20 protein-coding genes are annotated in these 18,917 nt (G+C 30.6%); 11 read left to right on the forward strand and 9 right to left on the reverse strand.

Features of this window, described 5'->3' with window-relative positions; all coding sequences use genetic code 11:
- Positions 1 to 24 precede the first annotated feature (24 nt).
- From D1817_12725 to D1817_12740, 4 genes are read right to left on the reverse strand one after another with little or no spacing between them, the layout of a single operon-like run.
- Positions 25 to 669, reverse strand: a complete 645-nt coding sequence (locus tag D1817_12725) for an NADH:ubiquinone reductase (Na(+)-transporting) subunit D (GenBank protein ID AXT20711.1) — start codon at positions 667 to 669, stop codon at positions 25 to 27.
- Between the two features lies 1 nt (position 670).
- The gene (locus D1817_12730) at positions 671 to 1,420 is read right to left on the reverse strand and encodes a Na(+)-translocating NADH-quinone reductase subunit C (protein AXT20712.1); all 750 of its coding nucleotides are present in this window, start codon (positions 1,418 to 1,420) and stop codon (positions 671 to 673) included.
- 2 nt (positions 1,421 to 1,422) lie between these two features.
- On the reverse strand, positions 1,423 to 2,649 hold the full coding sequence (locus tag D1817_12735; protein ID AXT20713.1) for an NADH:ubiquinone reductase (Na(+)-transporting) subunit B: 1,227 nt from the start codon (positions 2,647 to 2,649) through the stop codon (positions 1,423 to 1,425).
- The gene (locus tag D1817_12740) at positions 2,649 to 4,004 is read right to left on the reverse strand and encodes a Na(+)-translocating NADH-quinone reductase subunit A (protein AXT20714.1); all 1,356 of its coding nucleotides are present in this window, start codon (positions 4,002 to 4,004) and stop codon (positions 2,649 to 2,651) included. The genes D1817_12735 and D1817_12740 overlap by 1 nt, the downstream gene beginning before the upstream one ends.
- Before the next feature lie 158 nt (positions 4,005 to 4,162).
- Between D1817_12740 and D1817_12745 the strand changes: the two genes are divergently transcribed.
- Positions 4,163 to 5,410, forward strand: coding sequence for a DUF5103 domain-containing protein (locus D1817_12745; GenBank protein ID AXT20715.1), 1,248 nt, complete (start codon positions 4,163 to 4,165; stop codon positions 5,408 to 5,410).
- A gap of 77 nt (positions 5,411 to 5,487) precedes the next feature.
- Complete coding sequence (gene apaG, locus D1817_12750; GenBank protein ID AXT20716.1) at positions 5,488 to 5,874, forward strand: Co2+/Mg2+ efflux protein ApaG; 387 nt, start codon at positions 5,488 to 5,490, stop codon at positions 5,872 to 5,874.
- On the opposite strand, the gene D1817_12755 is transcribed toward apaG, so the two are convergent.
- Together D1817_12755 and D1817_12760 are read right to left on the reverse strand one after the other, a co-directional pair.
- A complete protein-coding gene (locus tag D1817_12755; GenBank protein AXT20717.1) occupies positions 5,843 to 6,865 on the reverse strand; it encodes a hypothetical protein in 1,023 nt (340 codons plus the stop codon). The genes apaG and D1817_12755 overlap by 32 nt on opposite strands.
- Entirely contained in the window at positions 6,858 to 7,583 is a 726-nt protein-coding gene (locus D1817_12760) for a hypothetical protein (GenBank protein AXT20718.1), read from the reverse strand. Before D1817_12760 ends, D1817_12755 begins: the two co-directional genes overlap by 8 nt.
- Positions 7,584 to 7,732: 149 nt before the next feature.
- Between D1817_12760 and pruA the strand changes: the two genes are divergently transcribed.
- The 7 genes from pruA (at position 7,733) to D1817_12795 (ending at position 13,063) form a co-directional block, all read left to right on the forward strand.
- Positions 7,733 to 9,361, forward strand: coding sequence for an L-glutamate gamma-semialdehyde dehydrogenase (pruA, locus tag D1817_12765; protein ID AXT20719.1), 1,629 nt, complete (start codon positions 7,733 to 7,735; stop codon positions 9,359 to 9,361).
- Between the two features lie 105 nt (positions 9,362 to 9,466).
- Positions 9,467 to 9,925 (forward strand): PaaI family thioesterase, encoded by a 459-nt coding sequence (locus D1817_12770; protein ID AXT20720.1) that lies wholly within the window; start codon positions 9,467 to 9,469, stop codon positions 9,923 to 9,925.
- A 27-nt stretch (positions 9,926 to 9,952) separates the two neighbouring features.
- Positions 9,953 to 10,501, forward strand: a complete 549-nt coding sequence (locus tag D1817_12775; GenBank protein AXT20721.1) for an N-acetyltransferase — start codon at positions 9,953 to 9,955, stop codon at positions 10,499 to 10,501.
- Between the two features lie 66 nt (positions 10,502 to 10,567).
- Complete coding sequence (locus tag D1817_12780) at positions 10,568 to 11,344, forward strand: hypothetical protein (protein ID AXT20722.1); 777 nt, start codon at positions 10,568 to 10,570, stop codon at positions 11,342 to 11,344.
- Between the two features lie 39 nt (positions 11,345 to 11,383).
- Positions 11,384 to 12,052 (forward strand): hypothetical protein, encoded by a 669-nt coding sequence (locus tag D1817_12785; GenBank protein AXT20723.1) that lies wholly within the window; start codon positions 11,384 to 11,386, stop codon positions 12,050 to 12,052.
- A 223-nt stretch (positions 12,053 to 12,275) separates the two neighbouring features.
- Positions 12,276 to 12,659, forward strand: coding sequence for a PadR family transcriptional regulator (locus tag D1817_12790; GenBank protein AXT20724.1), 384 nt, complete (start codon positions 12,276 to 12,278; stop codon positions 12,657 to 12,659).
- Positions 12,656 to 13,063 carry a hypothetical protein gene (locus D1817_12795; GenBank protein ID AXT20725.1) on the forward strand — a complete coding sequence of 136 codons (408 nt, stop codon included), beginning with the start codon at positions 12,656 to 12,658 and terminating at the stop codon, positions 13,061 to 13,063. The genes D1817_12790 and D1817_12795 overlap by 4 nt, the downstream gene beginning before the upstream one ends.
- Positions 13,064 to 13,086: 23 nt before the next feature.
- Here the strand turns inward: D1817_12795 and D1817_12800 are convergent, their stop codons facing one another.
- The 3 genes from D1817_12800 to recQ all read right to left on the reverse strand — a co-directional run bounded on the left by D1817_12800 (position 13,087) and on the right by recQ (position 16,933).
- On the reverse strand, positions 13,087 to 13,632 hold the full coding sequence (locus D1817_12800; GenBank protein ID AXT20726.1) for a putative metal-dependent hydrolase: 546 nt from the start codon (positions 13,630 to 13,632) through the stop codon (positions 13,087 to 13,089).
- A 69-nt stretch (positions 13,633 to 13,701) separates the two neighbouring features.
- Positions 13,702 to 14,634: a peptidylprolyl isomerase gene (locus tag D1817_12805; GenBank protein ID AXT20727.1), complete on the reverse strand. Its 933-nt coding sequence runs from the start codon at positions 14,632 to 14,634 to the stop codon at positions 13,702 to 13,704.
- A gap of 97 nt (positions 14,635 to 14,731) precedes the next feature.
- A complete protein-coding gene (recQ, locus tag D1817_12810; GenBank protein ID AXT20728.1) occupies positions 14,732 to 16,933 on the reverse strand; it encodes a DNA helicase RecQ in 2,202 nt (733 codons plus the stop codon).
- Positions 16,934 to 17,123: 190 nt separating this feature from the next.
- Here recQ and D1817_12815 point away from each other — a divergent pair, with 190 nt between their 5' ends.
- Together D1817_12815 and tatC are read left to right on the forward strand one after the other, a co-directional pair.
- Positions 17,124 to 18,095, forward strand: a complete 972-nt coding sequence (locus D1817_12815; GenBank protein AXT20729.1) for a KpsF/GutQ family sugar-phosphate isomerase — start codon at positions 17,124 to 17,126, stop codon at positions 18,093 to 18,095.
- Positions 18,095 to 18,916 (forward strand): twin-arginine translocase subunit TatC, encoded by an 822-nt coding sequence (tatC, locus tag D1817_12820; GenBank protein ID AXT20730.1) that lies wholly within the window; start codon positions 18,095 to 18,097, stop codon positions 18,914 to 18,916. The genes D1817_12815 and tatC overlap by 1 nt, the downstream gene beginning before the upstream one ends.
- Position 18,917: the final 1 nt, after the last annotated feature.

Genomic DNA, 18,917 nt, shown 5'->3' on the forward strand with positions numbered 1-18,917 from the left:
TACCTATACCAAACACCTGTCTTTTTAATCTTCTATTAATGCTTTATTTTTATTACGTTGTACCCAAATAATGATTCCTACAACAATTAATGCCATTGGTGATAGTAGCATAAAACCATTATCCTCATACCCTATGGCATATAATCCTGTTTTATTGATAGGGTCTCCTAATATTTTAAATCCTAATAAAGTTCCAGAACCTAATAATTCTCTAAAGAATCCTACAATAACTAATATAATGCCATAACCTAACGCATTACCTATACCATCTAAAAATGAACGCCATGCTCCATTACCTAAAGCAAAAGCTTCAAAACGTCCCATAATGATACAGTTGGTAATAATTAAACCTACGAATACCGATAAGGTTTTACTTAGCTCATAAGCAAAAGCTTTTAATACTAAATCTACAATAATTACCAAAGCTGCAACAACTGTTAGTTGTACAATAATTCTAATTTTAGAAGGAATAATATTCCGTATTAATGAGATCACTACATTACCTACTCCTAATACAAACAATACTGAAATAGCCATCACTATAGAGGCTTCAAGTTCTGCTGTAATTGCCAAAGCCGAACAAATTCCTAATACTTGAATTGTAATTGGATTATTATCTGCTAATGGATCTAATATTAATTTGCTGTCTTTTTTTGAAAGTAAACCCATATTAATTATTTTTTAATTGTTGAAAATAAGGCACATAAAGTTTTAAATCGCCTTTAATCATTGCTGTTACACCGTCACCCGTAATAGTTGCTCCTGCAATAGCATCTACTTCATTATCTGTTTTATCTTTATTTACAGGGTCTGCATTACCTTTAGCTACTGTAATACCTTTAAAGGTTCCATTAGACAATAAATGCTCTCCAATAAAATCGTCCATAAAAAAGCGTTGTTTAATATTAGCTCCTAATCCTGGGGTTTCTCCTTTATGGTCAAAATAAGCGCCTTGCACAACCATCTCTTCATTCATTGCTACAAACCCCCAAATAGCATCCCAAAGTCCTTTACCTCTAATTGGTGCTATATAAAATGTTTTTCCATCTTTTTCTCCAATAAATAATGGTAAACGCCTGCTATATCCATCTTCTTTTGCCAAAGACTTTTCTTTTTTAACATCAATTAAATAAGCTTCGTTATCTTCAGTAGTTTTACCATTTTGTATTACCAATTGCTTAGTAATATATTTATCAAATTCTCCTGCTACTTTATCGGCAGAAATAAATGTTGCACTACTCTCATCATTCTCATTTACACCCATAGCATACAAAATGTTCTGTTGCTTTTCTAGGCGTCTATTTTCTGAAATCCTATCATTTAATGATGATGCTGTAAAAGCTAATAATGAGCCTACAACTATTACCATTCCTATGGCAAAAAATAGTGTATATGTATTTTTATCTGTTCTCTTTTCCATCGTTATGCAACTTTAGATTTTAAACGTTTCATTCTTCTCTTTACATTACCTTGTACTACGTAATGGTCAATGGTTGGAGCAAACACATTCATTAACAAAATAGCCAACATTACTCCTTCTGGGTATGCTGGATTAAATACACGAATCATGATAGAGATAAATCCTATTAAAAACCCGTAAATCCATTTTCCTTTATTGGTTTGTGATGCTGTTACTGGATCGGTAGCCATAAACACTGTACCAAAAGCAAACCCTCCAATTAATAAATGATGCCAAAATGGTGTATTCATCAATCCGTAAAACTTGCTTGTTTCTGAAATTATTCCTGCATCAGCCACTGCATTAAAAATTAATCCCATTGCTAAGGCCCCTAATACAGAAGATAACATAATTCTCCAGCTCCCTATTTTTGAAAAGATTAAAAACAGCCCTCCTAATAAAATAAGTAGTGTTGACGTTTCTCCTACTGAGCCAGGTATAATTCCATAGAACATATCTAACCAATCATGCCCTAATGCTCCTTTATTCTGTGCTAAGCTTCCTAATATTGTTTCTCCAGAAATTGCATCTAAATTTGCTCCAGCTGCAATTTCGTTCGTTCGCTCAACTGCGCCTTCTACCCATACTTTATCTCCCGACATCCAAGTTGGATATGCAAAGAATAAAAAGGCACGTATAGTTAGTGCAGGATTTAAGATATTCATTCCTGTACCTCCAAATACCTCTTTACCAATGACAACTCCAAAAATAACTGCTACAGAAAGCATCCATAATGGAATATCTATTGGTACAATAAGTGGTACTAACATTCCTGTAACTAAGTATCCCTCTTCTACTTCATGACCTTTAATCATTGCGAATACAAACTCTACAGCTAGACCAACTCCATAAGATACGATTACTAACGGTAAGATTTTCCATAAACCAACAACAAGGTTATCTATTGTCCAGAATGATGCTCCAAAAAACCCACTAGCATTTTGAATTTCTCCTAAAGCAAGGTAATGTTGGTATCCTGCATTAAACATTCCAAAAATCAAACAAGGAATCATCGCCATAATTACAATGTTCATTGTTCTTTTTAAATCATCCGCTGCTTTTATATGAGTTCCATTATGGGTTGTCTCATTTGGCATATATAAAAAAGTATGAATCGCATTAAACGCAGGGGCCATTTTAGTTCCCTTATACTTTTCTTTTAAGTTATGTAAATTACTTTTTAAACCCATTATCCTATCTCTTTAAGCATTAAGTCTAATCCTTCTCTTATAATTTTTTGATGTGGTTGTTTAGATACACATACAAATTCTGTTAAAGCAAAATCTTCTGGTCCTACTTCGTACATTCCTAAAGCTTCCATTTCATCCAAATCTTTATACATACATGCCTTTAAGATTTGCATTGGAAAAATATCTAACGGAAATACCTCTTCATAAGTACCTGTAGTTACAAAAGCACGATGTTCTCCATTAGTATTTGTATTTAAGTCGTAAGATTTTTTAGGTGATAACCAAGAAAACGTTAATGCTCTAGATATTGATATTTTATTAAACACAGGTTTATTCCATCCAAAAAACTCATAATCATCTCCTTCAGGAATTACAGTAATAACATTACTATAATAATCTAAACTTCCATCTGGTTGTATTTGCTTTCCGCTAAGTACATTTCCAGAAATAATACGATCATTCCCATCTTTTTCAACTCCCTTATCGTAAATCATCGTAGCTACCTCAGCACCTATTTTAGTTCTAAAATATCTTGGTTCTTTTACAGACGATCCAACTAATGCGATAATACGTTCAGCATTAAACTTTCCTGTAAGTAACAATTCTCCAATAATGACAAGGTCTTGTGGGTTTATAGTCCACACTACTTCTCCTTTATTTACTGGGTCGATTTTATTAATCTGTGTTCCTACATTTCCAGAAGGATGAGGTCCAGAAACTTTATGTAATGTAATGCCTGATAATTCAGATAGTGGAGAATTTCCGTCTTTACCAACAGAAACATGTACTTTACCATCTGTTAATTTTCCTAGAGCAGTAACAGCAGCTTGTAATTCTGCTTTTTTACCTTGTAGTGTATGATCGTAATCTGCTGCTAAAGGCGCACTCGCATATCCTGAAATAAATATTGCTTTTGGGGTTGCTTCTGGATTAGCAATAACGTCATAAGGGCGTTGTTTTATAAAAGCCCAACAGCCTGATGTTTGCAAATGTTGCTTTAAATCATCTACTTTTCCATCATTTAAATTAAAGATACCCGCATCTTGGTATACTTGTTCTTTATCTGCTTGAATTTTAACAGCTAAAATTTTACGTTTTTCTCCACGTGTAATTTCCATCACTTCTCCAGAAACTGGAGAAACAAATTTTATGTTTTCGTTAGATTTATCAAAAAACACAGGTTCTCCTGCTTTTACTTTTGATCCAACTTTAACAATCATTTTAGGAATAATGCTGTGGAAATCTTCAGGTCTTAAAGTATAAAAGTTGCTTAAGATAGCATTTTCAGTAGTCTTTTTCGCTACACCTTTAAGTTTAATGTCTAGACCTTTTTTAATACGAATGTCGTTTGACATATTTTTATTATTGAGATTAATTGTCCAAAAATCGGTGCAAATTTACAAATTTATAATACAGCTTTCATAATAAAAACTCATAAATTTAAACGATGCCTTAGCACATAATTTTTAGGTATAAAATTTGTTTATATTTACAATCAAAACTAAAGTATTAAATGGCATTTAACCTTAAAATTATCTTATTTTTTTTAATATGTTCACCTTTTATTTATGGGCAAATAAATGAGGTAAATCCACCTGATTTTATCAAAACAATTACTTTTAAAAGTAACACTAATGAAAGTCAACTTCCTATTCTAAAATTAGGAGAACGTTTAAACCTAGAGTTTGATGCTTTAAATGGAGATGAAGATGATTATTATTATGTAATTGAACATTTTAATTTTGATTGGACACCTTCAATTTTAATGAAACAGGAATATATAGATGGCTTTGATAATTTGCGTATTAGAGATTATGAAAATTCCTTTAACACTTATCAAATTTTTTCACATTATCAATTGCAAATACCTAACCCTCAAACACGCTTAAGAGTTACAGGAAATTATCTTATTAAGATTTTTAATAGTGATGATGAACTTATGTTTAGTAGAAAATTTATGGTGTTTGAGGAAAAAACATCTGTAGCTATAACTATAAGACGTTCCAGGGATGTTAGTTCTATCAATCAAAAACAAGTTGTAGATTTTAGAGTCAATTCTCCTATTAAAGCATTGGTTAATCCAATGCAGACGGTTAAAACTGTAGTGATCCAAAATAACAATTTAAGAAATGTAGTTAATACTTTAAAACCTAAATACACTATTGGTAATGACCTCATTTATCAACAGAATAATGCATCTAGTTTTTGGGGAGGTAACGAATATCTTTTCTTTGAGAACAAAGATATTAGAGGTGCTACTTCTGCTATCCAATATATAGATTTAAAAGATTTATATCATAATTACTTATATGACGATCAGGTTAGAGCAAATCGTCCTTACACTTTTAATCCTGATATAAATGGTAATTTTTTAATTACTGCTTTAAATACAGATAATCTCGCTCTAGAAGCCGATTATGCAGTTATTCATTTTTCTTTATTACAATCTGAATTACCAGATGGAAAGGAAATTTATGTTTATGGTAATTTTAATAATTATGGATTGGACGATTCTAATAAAATGATTTATAACAATCGTACAAAAAAGTATGAAGCAGCATTACTTTTTAAACAAGGGTTTTACAATTACAAATATGTTGTAGTAGATAAAAATGGAGATCTAGATGAAGGTGCTATAAGTGGTAACTTTGACGAAACAGAAAACAATTATAAGGTTTTGGTTTATTATAGAGCATTAGGAGAGCGTTACGATCGTATTATTGGTTTTGGAGAAGCTAATTCTGTTAATATCACTAATTAAATGAAATAAAGTTTCATTTTTTTCGTCAAAGCTAAATATATAATGATTTCATACTAATATTTTATTATATTAGACCAATGGTAGAGCAAGTTACAAGAGGGATCAAAATTTCTGTAGAGACAAGTTTTGAAGGCACATTTTATAAAAATTATAAAGTGCTATACTCTTTTGGTTATAAAGTAACAATTGAAAATCAGAGTAGTTATTCTGTACAACTAGATTCTAGGCATTGGGAAATTTATGATGCTTTAAACAATATTGAAATAGTTGATGGCGAAGGTGTTATTGGTCAGAAACCCATATTAGAGCCTCGAGAATCCCACACGTATACTTCTGGATGTTTGTTATCATCTCCTTTTGGAGCTATGGATGGATATTATAAAATGATTAGTCTTTCTTCTGGGGAACAGTTTAGAGTTATGATTCCTAGTTTTAAATTGAACGCTCCAGTGGCGCTAAACTAAACCTTTTCACAAAACTAAATTTATACAAATTCCCATTTTGTCTTATATGACATATGTTACAATTTGAATAATGGTCAAATTGATATTCACTATCATAATCAAAAGTTTCATCTTCTACTTTAAAAATAGCATCAACATCTACACCTATAGCAGAAATACGTCGGTAACGGTATTCGTTTTTAATATCTGTTCTGTGTAATTCAAACCAAGCGCCAGCACCTATACCTCCTAACCATTGTGCATTTTTACAAAGTCCTTCGACTGGTTTTGGTTCTAAATTACCTTTATAATTTGGAGAATGCTCTTTTAAAGGGTCTCTAAAATATTTTAAGTTTTCTCCTTTAATAGTTGATTTAAATTCTGAAAAACTTCCTTCTGGGGATACTTCATAAACCATTCCTTTAGTATCTGCTAAAATTGGATTAGCTACAGTACTAGGAGTAAATCTATTTGTGATCGTTAATCTTTTTTTGATCTTTTTATTAGTTGTAGAAGCAATAATTGTATCTGTTACAAATCGTGAGCAATTTGTTGCGCTTTTGAGGAAAGCACCATAGCGAATAAAATAAGCTTCTTTTAATTCTGAAATAAACGCTTTAGCCTTGCTATAATCAATTTCATCACAAACTGATGCTACTAATTTTCCTTCTCCATGTGTTAATTTAGGATTAGTTGCTAAAAAATGAAGTACTTCTTTTAGATTTCTTATTTCTCCATTAACCATTTTTATTTTTAGAGAAAAATCTAATTCATAATCGGTATCTTTAGAACGTACACGACCATTAGGCCATGTTGTAATATAACGTCCAAAATCATGATAATCATAAGCTCCAGTCTTCTTATTGATAAGTAATAAAGCTGCATGACCAGCTCTAATATACCCTTTTTTACCTAAACCTATAAATCTTAATAATGGTGAATACCACTCTGTTGCGAGCTTTACGATCGTTTCCGGGTAAGCCAACGATAAAATAATTCCAGAATTATTCATTTACAGTTACTAACGTTTTAAACGATTTAGATGTTGTTGTATTATTTTTAAGACTAAGGTAATCCATTTTTACAATACCATCTGTTTTTTCAACTTGGGTAACACTAGTAGTCTTAACGTCACCTCTATCCATAATAACACCATATTCTTTATTTTCGAGACCAGCAGTTTTATGAAACTCCAATATAGATTCTGCATTTAAATCATTATTTTCTTTATAAGCATTAAACCAAGACAAACGATCTTGTTTCATTTCATTTGAATATAATGTTGAAGATGACCATATTTTTGGTTCTATAGGTAACTTATTAAAATATTTTTGAGCGCCATCCCAAACAAGTTCAAAAAAACGAAGTTTATTATTCCAATCTGCAATAACCAATGTAAATGGCTCTACATTATCAAGATCATATTCTTCAATTGCTAGTACAATATCATCTGTAGCTAGCAAGTCTTTTACTACAACACCTCTACTAACTCTGTATGTAGATTCTTTAACATGACATATAAAACCACCATTAAGCAAACAAATTAATCTATTTTTTTCACTTAATCCAATCCAAGTTCCTCCTCCTTTTTCATCTTTAGGAAATAACATTTTCACGTTATTTATACTATAAAAATCGGGCGTAAGTGGGATTCTATCTGGTGCTTCATCTCTATTAGAGGTTAACACAAAATCATCTCCACCTTTAGGAATAATTGTTACTGTACACATACAATTTACTAGTCTAAAATACGGGCGGCAACTTACAAAAAATAACTAAGATTTTAACGCTGTTTTAGCAATACTATAAATTAAAATGTCATCAAAAAAATTGTAACTTTGCGATTCATTTTTTTACAAATCACAAACAAAAAATAATTATGGGAAAAGGCTTTTTTAATGTACCAATTGCAGTAAATGAACCTGTTAAGGGTTATGCTCCTGGGTCTCCAGAACGTGCTGCTGTATTAGAAGCATATAACGAGATGTTTAATAATACTGTTGATGTACCTTTATATATAAATGGTAAAGGCGTTAAAACTGGTAATACAAGAACAATGTCTCCACCTCATGATCACAAACATAATGTTGGACAATATCATCTTGCTGAAAAATCTCATGTTGAGGATGCTATTGCTACAGCATTAGAAGCAAGAAAAACTTGGTCTCAATTACCTTGGGAGCAACGTGCTGGTATCTTTTTAAAAGCTGCAGAATTGATTGCTGGACCTTATCGTGCAAAAATAAATGCAGCAACCATGATTGCACAATCTAAAACAGTACATCAAGCCGAAATAGATGCTGCTTGTGAGTTTATAGATTTCTTACGTTTTAACGTACAGTTCATGACTGAAATCTACAATGATCAACCAGCAAGTACTAGTGATGCTTGGAATCGCTTAGAGTACAGACCTCTTGAAGGTTTTACATATGCTGTCACTCCTTTTAACTTTACAGCTATCGCAGGAAACTTGCCATCATGTATGGCTTTAATGGGTAATGTGGTGGTTTGGAAACCTAGTGATAGCCAAGTATTTTCTGCAAAAGTTATTATGGATGTCTTTAAAGAAGCAGGTGTACCGGATGGTGTTATTAATGTAGTTTTTGGTGATCCAGTAATGATTACAGAGACTGTATTAGCAAGTCCAGATTTTTCAGGATTACACTTTACAGGCTCTACTTTTATTTTTAAAGAATTATGGAAACAAATAGGAAATAACATTCATAATTATAAAACATATCCTAGAATTGTTGGAGAAACGGGTGGTAAAGATTTTATTGTTGCACATAAATCTGCTAATGCAAAACAAGTAGCTACAGCTATTGTAAGAGGTGCTTTTGAGTTTCAGGGGCAAAAATGTAGTGCAGCCTCCAGAGCTTATATTCCAAAAAGTATGTGGAATGAGGTTAAAAATTATATTATAGAAGATGTTAATTCTTTTAAAATGGGGTCTCCTGGAGATCTAAGCAATTTTATTACTGCAGTGATCCATGAAGGATCTTTTGATAAATTAGCTAAATATTTAGATCAGGCGAAGGCAGATGAAGGTGCAGAAATTATTGTTGGTGGTGGTTATGACAAAAGCAAAGGTTACTTTATAGAACCTACAGTTATTGTAGCTGATGATCCAAAATACACAACAATGTGTGATGAGTTATTTGGTCCAGTTATTACAATTTATGTATATGAAGATGATGCTTATGCTGAAACATTGGAATTAGTAGATCAAACGAGTGAGTATGCCTTAACTGGCGCTATACTTTCGACAGATCGTTATGCTGTAGAACAAGCCACAAAAGCATTACAAAACTGTGCTGGAAACTTTTATATAAATGACAAGCCAACTGGTGCAGTTGTTGGACAACAACCGTTTGGTGGTGCCAGAGCTTCTGGAACTAATGATAAAGCTGGTAGTGCTCAAAACTTATTACGTTGGGTATCTCCACGAATGATAAAAGAAACTTTTGTGACTCCTGTAGATTACAGATATCCATTTTTAGGAGAATAAACAATATTTTTTTACAATTTTTAAAAATCCTATTATCTATAGATAATAGGATTTTTTATATATTATAGTTTCATTCTAATGAATGTAGAAACAATACAATAAAAGATGACATTTGCACCAAAAAATATAAATTATAAAAATAAGGTTAAAGATAGTTTTGATCGCCAAAAATTCATGCAATTGATAAATGCTAAATTAATAGATGTAAAACCTGGTTATTGTGAAATTCAAATTCCTTATGATATAAATTTAACCCAACAGCACGGTTTTTTTCATGCAGGTATTATTAGTACAATTGCAGACAATGCCGCTGGATATGCAAGTTTTTCTTTAATGGATGAAAACTCATCTATTTTAACTGTAGAATTTAAACTTAATTTAATAGCTCCAGGGAAAGGAGACATGTTGATTGGAAAGGCAAATGTTTTAAAAAATGGTAAAACATTAACAATATGTAGATCAGAAGTTTATATTGTTAAAAATGGGATTGAAAAATTATGCGCTGCTGCACAATCAACTCTAATAGAGCTAAAAAATAAATCAGACAATATAAAGTTGAAATAAAACCAGTTACTAACAGCTATAAGATCGATGCAAACTTTAACTACCAAAAGATTAATAATAAAGAAAGCAGAGTTAACAGATTCTGAATTCTTTTTAAAATTATTAAACAGTCCGAATTGGATTGAATTTATAGGAGATAGAGGAGTTAAAACCGTAAAAGGCGCTACCAAATATATTCAGGATAGCTTGATTAGTTCATATCATAAAAATGGTTATGGTTTATATAAGGTTTGTCTAAAAGATAATGGAACGCCAATTGGCATTTGTGGATTTGTTAAACGAGATTACTTAGAGGATGTTGATATTGGATTCGCAATGTTATCTGAATACGAAGGTAAAGGGTTTGCATATGAAGCAGCCAAAGCGACAATAGAATATGGGAATTCTCAATTAAATTTGACTACAATTTTAGCTATCACAACTCGCAAAAACAATAAATCTCGCAAACTTTTATCTAAAGTCGGGTTTTTAGAAATAGGAATAATTAAACCTGATAAAAGTTCAGTAGAATTTTTATTATTCTCAAATAAAAATGAAAAACCAAATGGCAATATTATGTACTTAAAACAGAATTAGAAATTATATTATTTTCAGCATTTTATTAACTTAGTACACAACTACTATCAAATAAATTGTGAAAAGATGAAAAGAATACATTTATTTGAATTTGAAGATCAAAAATGGTTTCCTTCTTTTTTGAGAAACTATGGTACAGATTTTTTACAATTTTTATCTAACAAAACAAAGTTGTACAAACCTATAGTTCCAATCATTAAAAAAGGGCTTCAAGAAAGTAATACTAATCAAATTATTGATCTTGGATCTGGCGGTGGTGGCGGATTAATTTGGTTAAACTCTGAATTAAAGATTGACCACCCAAATTTAAAAATAATCTTAACAGATTATTACCCAAATATTCCTGCATTTAAATACACAAAGAAACAAGCAGATAATTTTGAATTTATTATAAATCCTGTAGATGCTAGAGATGTGCCTATAGAGTTAAAAGGATTTCGAACACAGTTTTTATCTTTACACCATTTTACTCCTATAGACGCAAAACAAATTTTACAAAATGCTATAGATTCTAATAATTCTATTGGTATTTTTGAAGCACAAGAAAGAAGTATTACAAGCATATTAGCAATGTTATTTTCTCCATTAAGTGTAATTTTCACGACCCCTTTTATTCGTCCATTTAAAATTGGAAGAATTGTTTTTACTTATTTAATTCCTATAGTTCCCCTATTTGTATTATGGGACGGAATTGTTTCGTCGTTACGAACATATTCTGTGAAAGAAATGAATGAGTTAGTAAAAGATTTAAATGAAAGCGAAAAATTTAATTGGGATATTGGGAAAATAAAATCAGGACCAAGCGTTGTACTATATCTATTAGGAACCAAAAAAGAATTATAAATATAAGATTATATTAAAATGCATAACTAATTTTAAAAAATGAAGAGTAAACAACACCTATATATTTTTATTCTTTTAGTAAGTTTCTTTTATAATTTTACTAGTTGTGAACATAAAAATAATATTTCAAAGCTATCTCAGGAAGTTACTTATGATTCTATTTTATCTTCAAAATTACTTAATAGTGAAAGAATTAAATTAAAATATGGAAGCTATGCAATTAAAGTTCTCAATAATGACTCTAAACTAAGAATATCTAATTTATACAGTTCTCATGATGATACAAAAACGACACGAACTTTTGCTATTGTAAATTATCCAGAAACTGTAGATAGTATCTTTTTAAAAGAGCATAAAAAAATTATAGAAGGTGGATCCATCGGGCGTACTTTTAAAGATTATGGTTGGGGAATAGAAAAGAAAAGTATCTATTTTGGCGAAATCTTACCTTCAAATGACTTTACGAGTATATATAAACTCATGGGTAATATTGCTCCTTCCAAGTTAGCAATTTATGTATATGAATTCTATATTAAAAAAAATAACTTAGAATTTAAATATGTAACAATTGCAGAAATATATCACCCTGATTATCTTACTTTAAATACTTTAAAAAGCATTCATGAAGACACAAATAATTACTTAGAAATAAAACCTATAATCAACCAAATGCTAGAACAAATTCCTATTAAAATGAAATTAGAATAATAATTTCATTAAAAAATACGAGTTGCACTCATATATTCCTAATACATTTTTACATCCTTTGTAGTTAACATAAAAATTTAAAATACTGCTTTTTCCACACATCTAAACTATCGCTTAGTTATAATTTAAATTTTATTTTTTTGACAATCAATTGGTTGAGTTGAATAATATTTATATATTTGTATTATACCATTTGTATAATACTATTAGATAATACAAAAAAATGAATCAATCTGAAGCATACAAAACAAAACTTCTTTCAAGCTGGGAAGAAACTTATAAAAAAGGGCAGCTTACATTTTGGCTACTATTATCATTAAAAAATGATTCGCTATATATAAACGAAATACAAGATTTTATAAAATCTATAACTAAAGGAACTATTTCTTGTGAAGATCAGAGTATCTATCGTTCTCTAAGAAAATATTATGATCTAGAGATTGTAGATTATGAATTAAAAGAAGGCTATAAAGGACCAAATAGGAAATATTATTTTTTAACCAAAATTGGTAAAGAGTTACTACATACATTTATTCAAAGAAACATTAGTTTATTTTATGATAAAGAGGTAACAGATTTGCTAAATAACAAACCCACTGTATTATGAAAACAATGACAAATAATTTAAAATATTTTAGTGGATTAACTTTAATTTTCTCCATTATTTTCTTTTACTATTTATATTCAGATATAACTATTCAATCTTATAATAAGATCTGGATATATGCAATTTTATACGGAATGACTTTATTCATTTCCGGATTAATTTTAGGGTATAAAGATCCTGTGCGTAATAGCATATATGACCTTGGATTTCAATACCATTTAACAACATTTATTATTGTTAACTGTATTGGTTTTATAGCATCATTAATTGCAATGGGAATTAATTTAAAAACTTTATTAACTAGTATTATGCCAATTATTTTTTGGGGACTAGGGCTTTTAATACATTATTATTTTAGTTTAAAATCAATTAAAGGAATTAATAAAAAAGAAATTTTTGATTAATCTACAAAAAAATCATAAGCATCTTATTTCCAACCGTTTTTTTGTAAGGCTTTTTCAATATGCGCATAATGATGCTGACTATGCCAAGCGTAATTTGCTACATTTTGTTTTAAAGAAACAGTTACATTTCCTTCTGGATGTATAAAACTCTTATTAAAATCGTCTATTGACATCGTTTTTAGAAAATACACTAGTTTAAAATGTAACGCTCTCAAATAGTTAAGTGACATTTCTATTGGCGCTGTTTTGGCATCAATTAATTCAGCCCAAAGTTGTTCGTCATAAGCTTTTATAACTGGGGTATTTTCAGTTGACGCCCATTTAAAGCGCGTATAACTATGATGATGACTATCTGCTAAATGATGAATAACTTGCCTAATTGTCCACCCTTCTGGTCGATATGGTGTATCTAATTGCTCATCTGTTAAATTCTCAACAAGATGCTCTATATGATCAGGAAAATGTTCTAATATAGAGATCCAGTTTGCGATATGATCTTTAGTAATTTCTGAAGGTAATTCTAACTTACCAATAGGGTATTTTAACTGTTCTAATTCTGTATTTGTCATCTTTAAATATAGTAAAAAAGAAAAGCACCTCTAAAGAAGTGCTTTTATACTATTTATAAATCAATTGATTTATTTAACATTCATTAACTCTACATCAAAAATTAAAGTAGCGTTAGGTGGGATAACTCCTCCTGCACCTCTTGCTCCATAAGCTAGATCACTAGGGATTACAAAACGTGCTTTATCTCCTATTTTTAACAGACCTACACCTTCATCCCATCCTGGTATAACTTGCCCAACTCCTAAAGCAAAATCGATAGGCTCATTACGTTTATATGACGAATCGAACACAGTACCATCTAATAATTGTCCTTTATAATGTACAGAAACTGTTTTACCTTTTTCAGCTTTTACTCCATTTCCTTCCTGAATAATCTGGTAACGCAATCCGCTATCTGTTTTATTGAATCCAGCTGCAATTTTTTCTAATTCTGCTTCCTTAATTGCTTTCTCTTCTGCTAAACGTTTTTCACGAGACCCTTCAAATGTTCTAAAAGATTCTACAGCGTTAAATGCTTCAGCTTCAGAACCGACTCTAACGATCTCTAAAGTAGTAATTTCATCTCCCTGTGCAATTGTATTAACGATATCTTGTCCTTCTTGTACTTTTCCAAAAACTGTATGATTATTATCTAACCAAGGTGTTTCTACATGAGTAATAAAAAACTGACTTCCATTTGTTCCCGGCCCTGAATTTGCCATAGACAATACACCTGGTCCATCATGCTTTAACTCTGAATGAAACTCATCATCAAATTGATAACCTGGATTTCCAGTTCCTGTTCCTTGAGGGCATCCGCCCTGAATCATGAAATCTGAAATGACACGATGAAATTTTAATCCATCGTAATATGGTTGTCCTTGAGGTTTTACTGAGTTTTCTAAATTTCCTTCAGCTAAAGCTACAAAGTTACCTACTGTTCCTGGTGTTTTCTGAAATTCTAAAGCAACAAGAATTGCCCCTTTAGTTGTATTAAATTTTGCGTATAAACCGTCTTGCATCTTTTTAATTTTTAAGAATGTGCAAAGATACTTAGGATTTACGAATTAGGATTTAAGATTTTAGAATTTTTAGGGATTTACATCTTTAAAAGTAAAATTAATTTGCTACCTCACTAATAAACTTTATACGATATAAACGAAGTTCCTCATCATCGTAATCTCCATCAAATTCTTCGATTGCTGCATCTATTTCATCAGTTTCAGATTCCATGAAATAATCATGAATCTCTTCTTGTTGATCTTCATCTAAAACCTCATCTATCCAATAATTGATATTAAGTTTAGTTCCAGAAAATACAATTACTTCCATTTCTTTTATAAAATCCACCATCTCCATTCCTTTGGCAGATGCTATATCGTCTAGAGGTAATTTCCTATCTATATTTTGAATAATATATAATTTTAAAGCAGAATTACTTCCAGTAGATTTTACAATCATATCTTCTGGTCTAACAATATCATTTTCTTCTACATATTTAGCAATAAGTGCAACAAAATCTTTACCATATTTTTTTGCTTTGCCCTCACCCACACCATGTACATTTGCTAATTCTTCTAAAGAAATTGGATATTTAAGTGCCATATCCTCTAAAGAGGGGTCCTGAAAAATCACAAATGGAGGAACACCTAATTTTTTAGCATTCTGTTTACGTAAATCTTTAAGCATTCGCATTAAAGCTTCATCTGCTACACCTCCACTTCCTTTAGAGTTCGTAATAATACTATCATCATTAGTATCATCAAAAATATGATCTTCGGTCATCATAAATGATACTGGATTATTAATAAAATCTTTACCTGTATCTGTCCCTTTTAATACTCCATAGGTTTCAATATCTTTTCGCAACAATCCAGCTACTAAAACCTGACGAATTAATGCCATCCAAAATTTATCTTCTTTAGCTTTACCAACACCAAAAAACACTTGTTCATCTGTACGGTGAGATTTTATTAAAGCATTTTCCTTACCTATAATAACATTTACTAGGTCTTTACTTTTATAGGTTTCATTTGTTTTGGACACTACATCTAATAAGGTAACTACTTCATTTTTAGCTTCAACTTGTTTTTTTGGATTACGTACATTATCATCTAAATCACCACCTTCTCCTGTTTCATTATCAAACTCTTCTCCAAAATAATGAAGTATAAATTTTCTTCTAGAAATAGAAGTTTCAGCAAAAGCTACAATTTCCTGTAATAAAGCATGTCCTATTTCCTGTTCTGCAACAGGTTTTCCAGACATGAATTTTTCGAGTTTCTCTATATCTTTATAAGCATAATATGCTAAACAATGCCCTTCTCCTCCATCACGTCCAGCACGTCCAGTTTCTTGATAATAACTTTCAATACTTTTCGGGATATCATGATGAATTACAAAACGAACATCGGGCTTATCTATACCCATACCAAACGCTATTGTGGCCACCACTACATCTACATCTTCCATTAAAAACATGTCTTGATGTCGTGCTCTTGTTTTTGCATCTAACCCTGCATGGTATGGTACAGCTTTAAGTCCATTAACCTGTAATACTTGTGCTAATTCTTCAACACGCTTACGGCTTAAACAATATACAATACCCGATTTTCCTTCATTTTGTTTTATAAAACGAATAATATCTGCATCTACATTTTTTGTTTTTGGACGTATCTCATAAAATAAATTAGGACGATTAAACGATGCTTTAAAGGTCTTAGCATCTGAAATTCCTAAGTTTTTAAGTATATCTTCTTGTACTTTAGGTGTAGCGGTAGCTGTAAGTCCTATAATAGGAATATTATCACCTATCCGCTTAATTATATGTCTTAAATTTCTGTATTCTGGCCTAAAGTCATGTCCCCATTCACTTATACAATGAGCTTCGTCTATAGCCAAGAATGAAATGGTTTCACCTCTTAAAAATTCAACATTTTCTTCTTTCGTCAGTGATTCTGGAGCTACATAAAGTAATTTAGTGATTCCATTAGAAATATCAGATTTCACCTGTTTTACTTCTGTTTTATTTAAAGAAGAATTTAATACATGTGCAACACCATCTTCATTTGAGACTCCTCGAATAGCATCCACTTGATTTTTCATTAAAGCAATTAAAGGAGATACTACTATTGCCGTACCTTCTTTCATTAAAGCTGGTAACTGATAACAAAGAGATTTTCCTCCACCAGTTGGCATTATTACAAACGTATTATTTCCAGAGACTATATTTTCTATAACCTCTTCTTGTAATCCCTTAAAATTACTAAAGCCAAAATATTTTTTTAGAGCTTGTTGTAATTTATCTTTTTCCATATTCATTAACTCTCCCAATTAGTACATTATAAGTTTAAATTTCTCTTATTAGGAGTAAATTCTAATCTATTTAGAAAGTTCTCCTAATTTTTTTTCGTTTTTTTGTATTAATTTTTTAATAACATTAGCGCAATCTGTCTGAGAGACCTATAAAGATACTAATTTCTTTAATTAATTAACCCTAAAATAATAAATTTTGAATACAAAAAAATCTATTCTAGATATTGCTAAAGAAACCATAGAAATGGAGTGCGATGCTATTGCAAATTTATCTAAATTATTAGATGATAACTTTACTGAAGCAATACAATTAATTTTAAATTCTAAAGGGCGTGTTATCATTACTGGAATTGGAAAAAGTGCAATCATTGCCAGTAAAATAGTAGCTACTTTAAATTCTACTGGTACACCTTCAGTATTCATGCATGCTGCAGATGCTATCCACGGTGATCTCGGGTTAATTTTAAAAGATGATGTTGTAATTTGTATTTCTAAAAGTGGAAATACTCCTGAAATAAAAGTTTTAGTTCCTCTTATTAAAAATGGTCCTAATAAAATGATTGCCATTACAGGTAATACAGATTCCTTTTTAGGAAAAAATGCAGATTATGTATTAAACACTTATGTTGAAAAAGAAGCATGCCCTAATAATCTAGCGCCAACAACTAGTACAACCGCACAATTAGTTATTGGAGACGCTATTGCTGTATCTTTATTAAAACTAAGAGGTTTTTCTAGTAAAGATTTTGCTAAATATCATCCAGGCGGAGCATTAGGCAAAAAGCTATATTTAAGAGTTAACGATTTATCGTCTGCAAATCAAAAACCATCAGTAGCTCCAAACACAAGTATTAAAGATGTAATTGTTGAAATCTCCAATAAAATGTTAGGGGTTACTGCTGTTGTAGAAAACAACAACATTATTGGTATTATAACTGATGGTGATTTGAGGCGAATGTTAAGTAATACTGATGATGATTTTATGACTCTTACTGCTAAAGATATTATGAGCTCGAATCCTAAACGTATCAATAGTGATGCTATGGCAGTTGATGCTATGGAACTTATGGAGGCAAACGGAATCTCACAATTACTTGTTGAAAATGAAATTGGCGCATATGAAGGTATTGTACACATACATGATCTTATAAAAGAAGGTATTATATAATGGCTAAAAAAAAGAATATTAATGAGATGTCTTTTTTAGATCATCTCGAAGATTTACGATGGCATTTAATTAGAATCACATTAGCTGTAATAAGTGGAGGCACTATTGCTTTTATATTTAGCAGGCGTGTATTTAATGATATCATTTTTGCCCCTAAAGGAATGGATTTTATTACCTACAGATTACTTTGTCAATCAGCTAATTTTATTGGAATAGAAGAAACTACTTTTTGTGCAGAAGAATTACCTATAATTATACAGAATAGAACTATGGCTGGGCAATTTTCTGCAGATATTTGGACATCTATTACTGTAGGTTTTATTATTGCTTTTCCATATATATTATATCAATTGTGGAAATTTATTAGTCCAGCTTTGCATGATAATGAAAGAAAGCATTCTAGAGGATTCATTATAATTTCATCGTTTTTATTCTTTATTGGTGTTCTTTTTGGATACTATATTATTACACCATTGTCAATAAATTTCTTAGCAAATTATAATATTTCTAATCAGATCGATAATCAAATAGACTTAAGTTCATTTATAGCTATAGTAAAATCTTCTGCATTAGCTTCAGGAATTATTTTTGAACTACCAATAGTTATTTATTTTTTAACTAAAATAGGATTAGTAACTCCACAAATTTTAAAAAAATATAGAAAATATGCTCTTGTTATTGTATTAATACTTTCTGCTATTATTACACCTCCGGATCTGGCAAGTCAGATTATTGTAGCCATTCCTATTTTAATATTATATCAAGTAAGTATTTATATTTCTAAAATTGTAATTAGAAATCAAGAACGTAAAACAACATAAT

The organism is Flavobacteriaceae bacterium (genome assembly GCA_003443635.1).
In the GTDB taxonomy this organism is placed as follows: Bacteria; Bacteroidota; Bacteroidia; order Flavobacteriales; family Flavobacteriaceae; genus AU392.

Bases quoted from the DNA above. Each gene is read 5' to 3' on its own strand.
- D1817_12725 (AXT20711.1), bottom strand. From the start codon at position 669: ATGGGTTTACTTTCAAAAAAAGACAGCAAATTAATATTAGATCCATTA.
- D1817_12730 (AXT20712.1), bottom strand. From the start codon at position 1,420: ATGGAAAAGAGAACAGATAAAAATACATATACACTATTTTTTGCCATA.
- D1817_12735 (AXT20713.1), bottom strand. From the start codon at position 2,649: ATGGGTTTAAAAAGTAATTTACATAACTTAAAAGAAAAGTATAAGGGA.
- D1817_12740 (AXT20714.1), bottom strand. From the start codon at position 4,004: ATGTCAAACGACATTCGTATTAAAAAAGGTCTAGACATTAAACTTAAA.
- D1817_12745 (AXT20715.1), top strand. From the start codon at position 4,163: ATGGCATTTAACCTTAAAATTATCTTATTTTTTTTAATATGTTCACCT.
- apaG (AXT20716.1), top strand. From the start codon at position 5,488: ATGGTAGAGCAAGTTACAAGAGGGATCAAAATTTCTGTAGAGACAAGT.
- D1817_12755 (AXT20717.1), bottom strand. From the start codon at position 6,865: ATGAATAATTCTGGAATTATTTTATCGTTGGCTTACCCGGAAACGATC.
- D1817_12760 (AXT20718.1), bottom strand. From the start codon at position 7,583: ATGTGTACAGTAACAATTATTCCTAAAGGTGGAGATGATTTTGTGTTA.
- pruA (AXT20719.1), top strand. From the start codon at position 7,733: ATGGGAAAAGGCTTTTTTAATGTACCAATTGCAGTAAATGAACCTGTT.
- D1817_12770 (AXT20720.1), top strand. From the start codon at position 9,467: ATGACATTTGCACCAAAAAATATAAATTATAAAAATAAGGTTAAAGAT.
- D1817_12775 (AXT20721.1), top strand. From the start codon at position 9,953: ATGCAAACTTTAACTACCAAAAGATTAATAATAAAGAAAGCAGAGTTA.
- D1817_12780 (AXT20722.1), top strand. From the start codon at position 10,568: ATGAAAAGAATACATTTATTTGAATTTGAAGATCAAAAATGGTTTCCT.
- D1817_12785 (AXT20723.1), top strand. From the start codon at position 11,384: ATGAAGAGTAAACAACACCTATATATTTTTATTCTTTTAGTAAGTTTC.
- D1817_12790 (AXT20724.1), top strand. From the start codon at position 12,276: ATGAATCAATCTGAAGCATACAAAACAAAACTTCTTTCAAGCTGGGAA.
- D1817_12795 (AXT20725.1), top strand. From the start codon at position 12,656: ATGAAAACAATGACAAATAATTTAAAATATTTTAGTGGATTAACTTTA.
- D1817_12800 (AXT20726.1), bottom strand. From the start codon at position 13,632: ATGACAAATACAGAATTAGAACAGTTAAAATACCCTATTGGTAAGTTA.
- D1817_12805 (AXT20727.1), bottom strand. From the start codon at position 14,634: ATGCAAGACGGTTTATACGCAAAATTTAATACAACTAAAGGGGCAATT.
- recQ (AXT20728.1), bottom strand. From the start codon at position 16,933: ATGAATATGGAAAAAGATAAATTACAACAAGCTCTAAAAAAATATTTT.
- tatC (AXT20730.1), top strand. From the start codon at position 18,095: ATGGCTAAAAAAAAGAATATTAATGAGATGTCTTTTTTAGATCATCTC.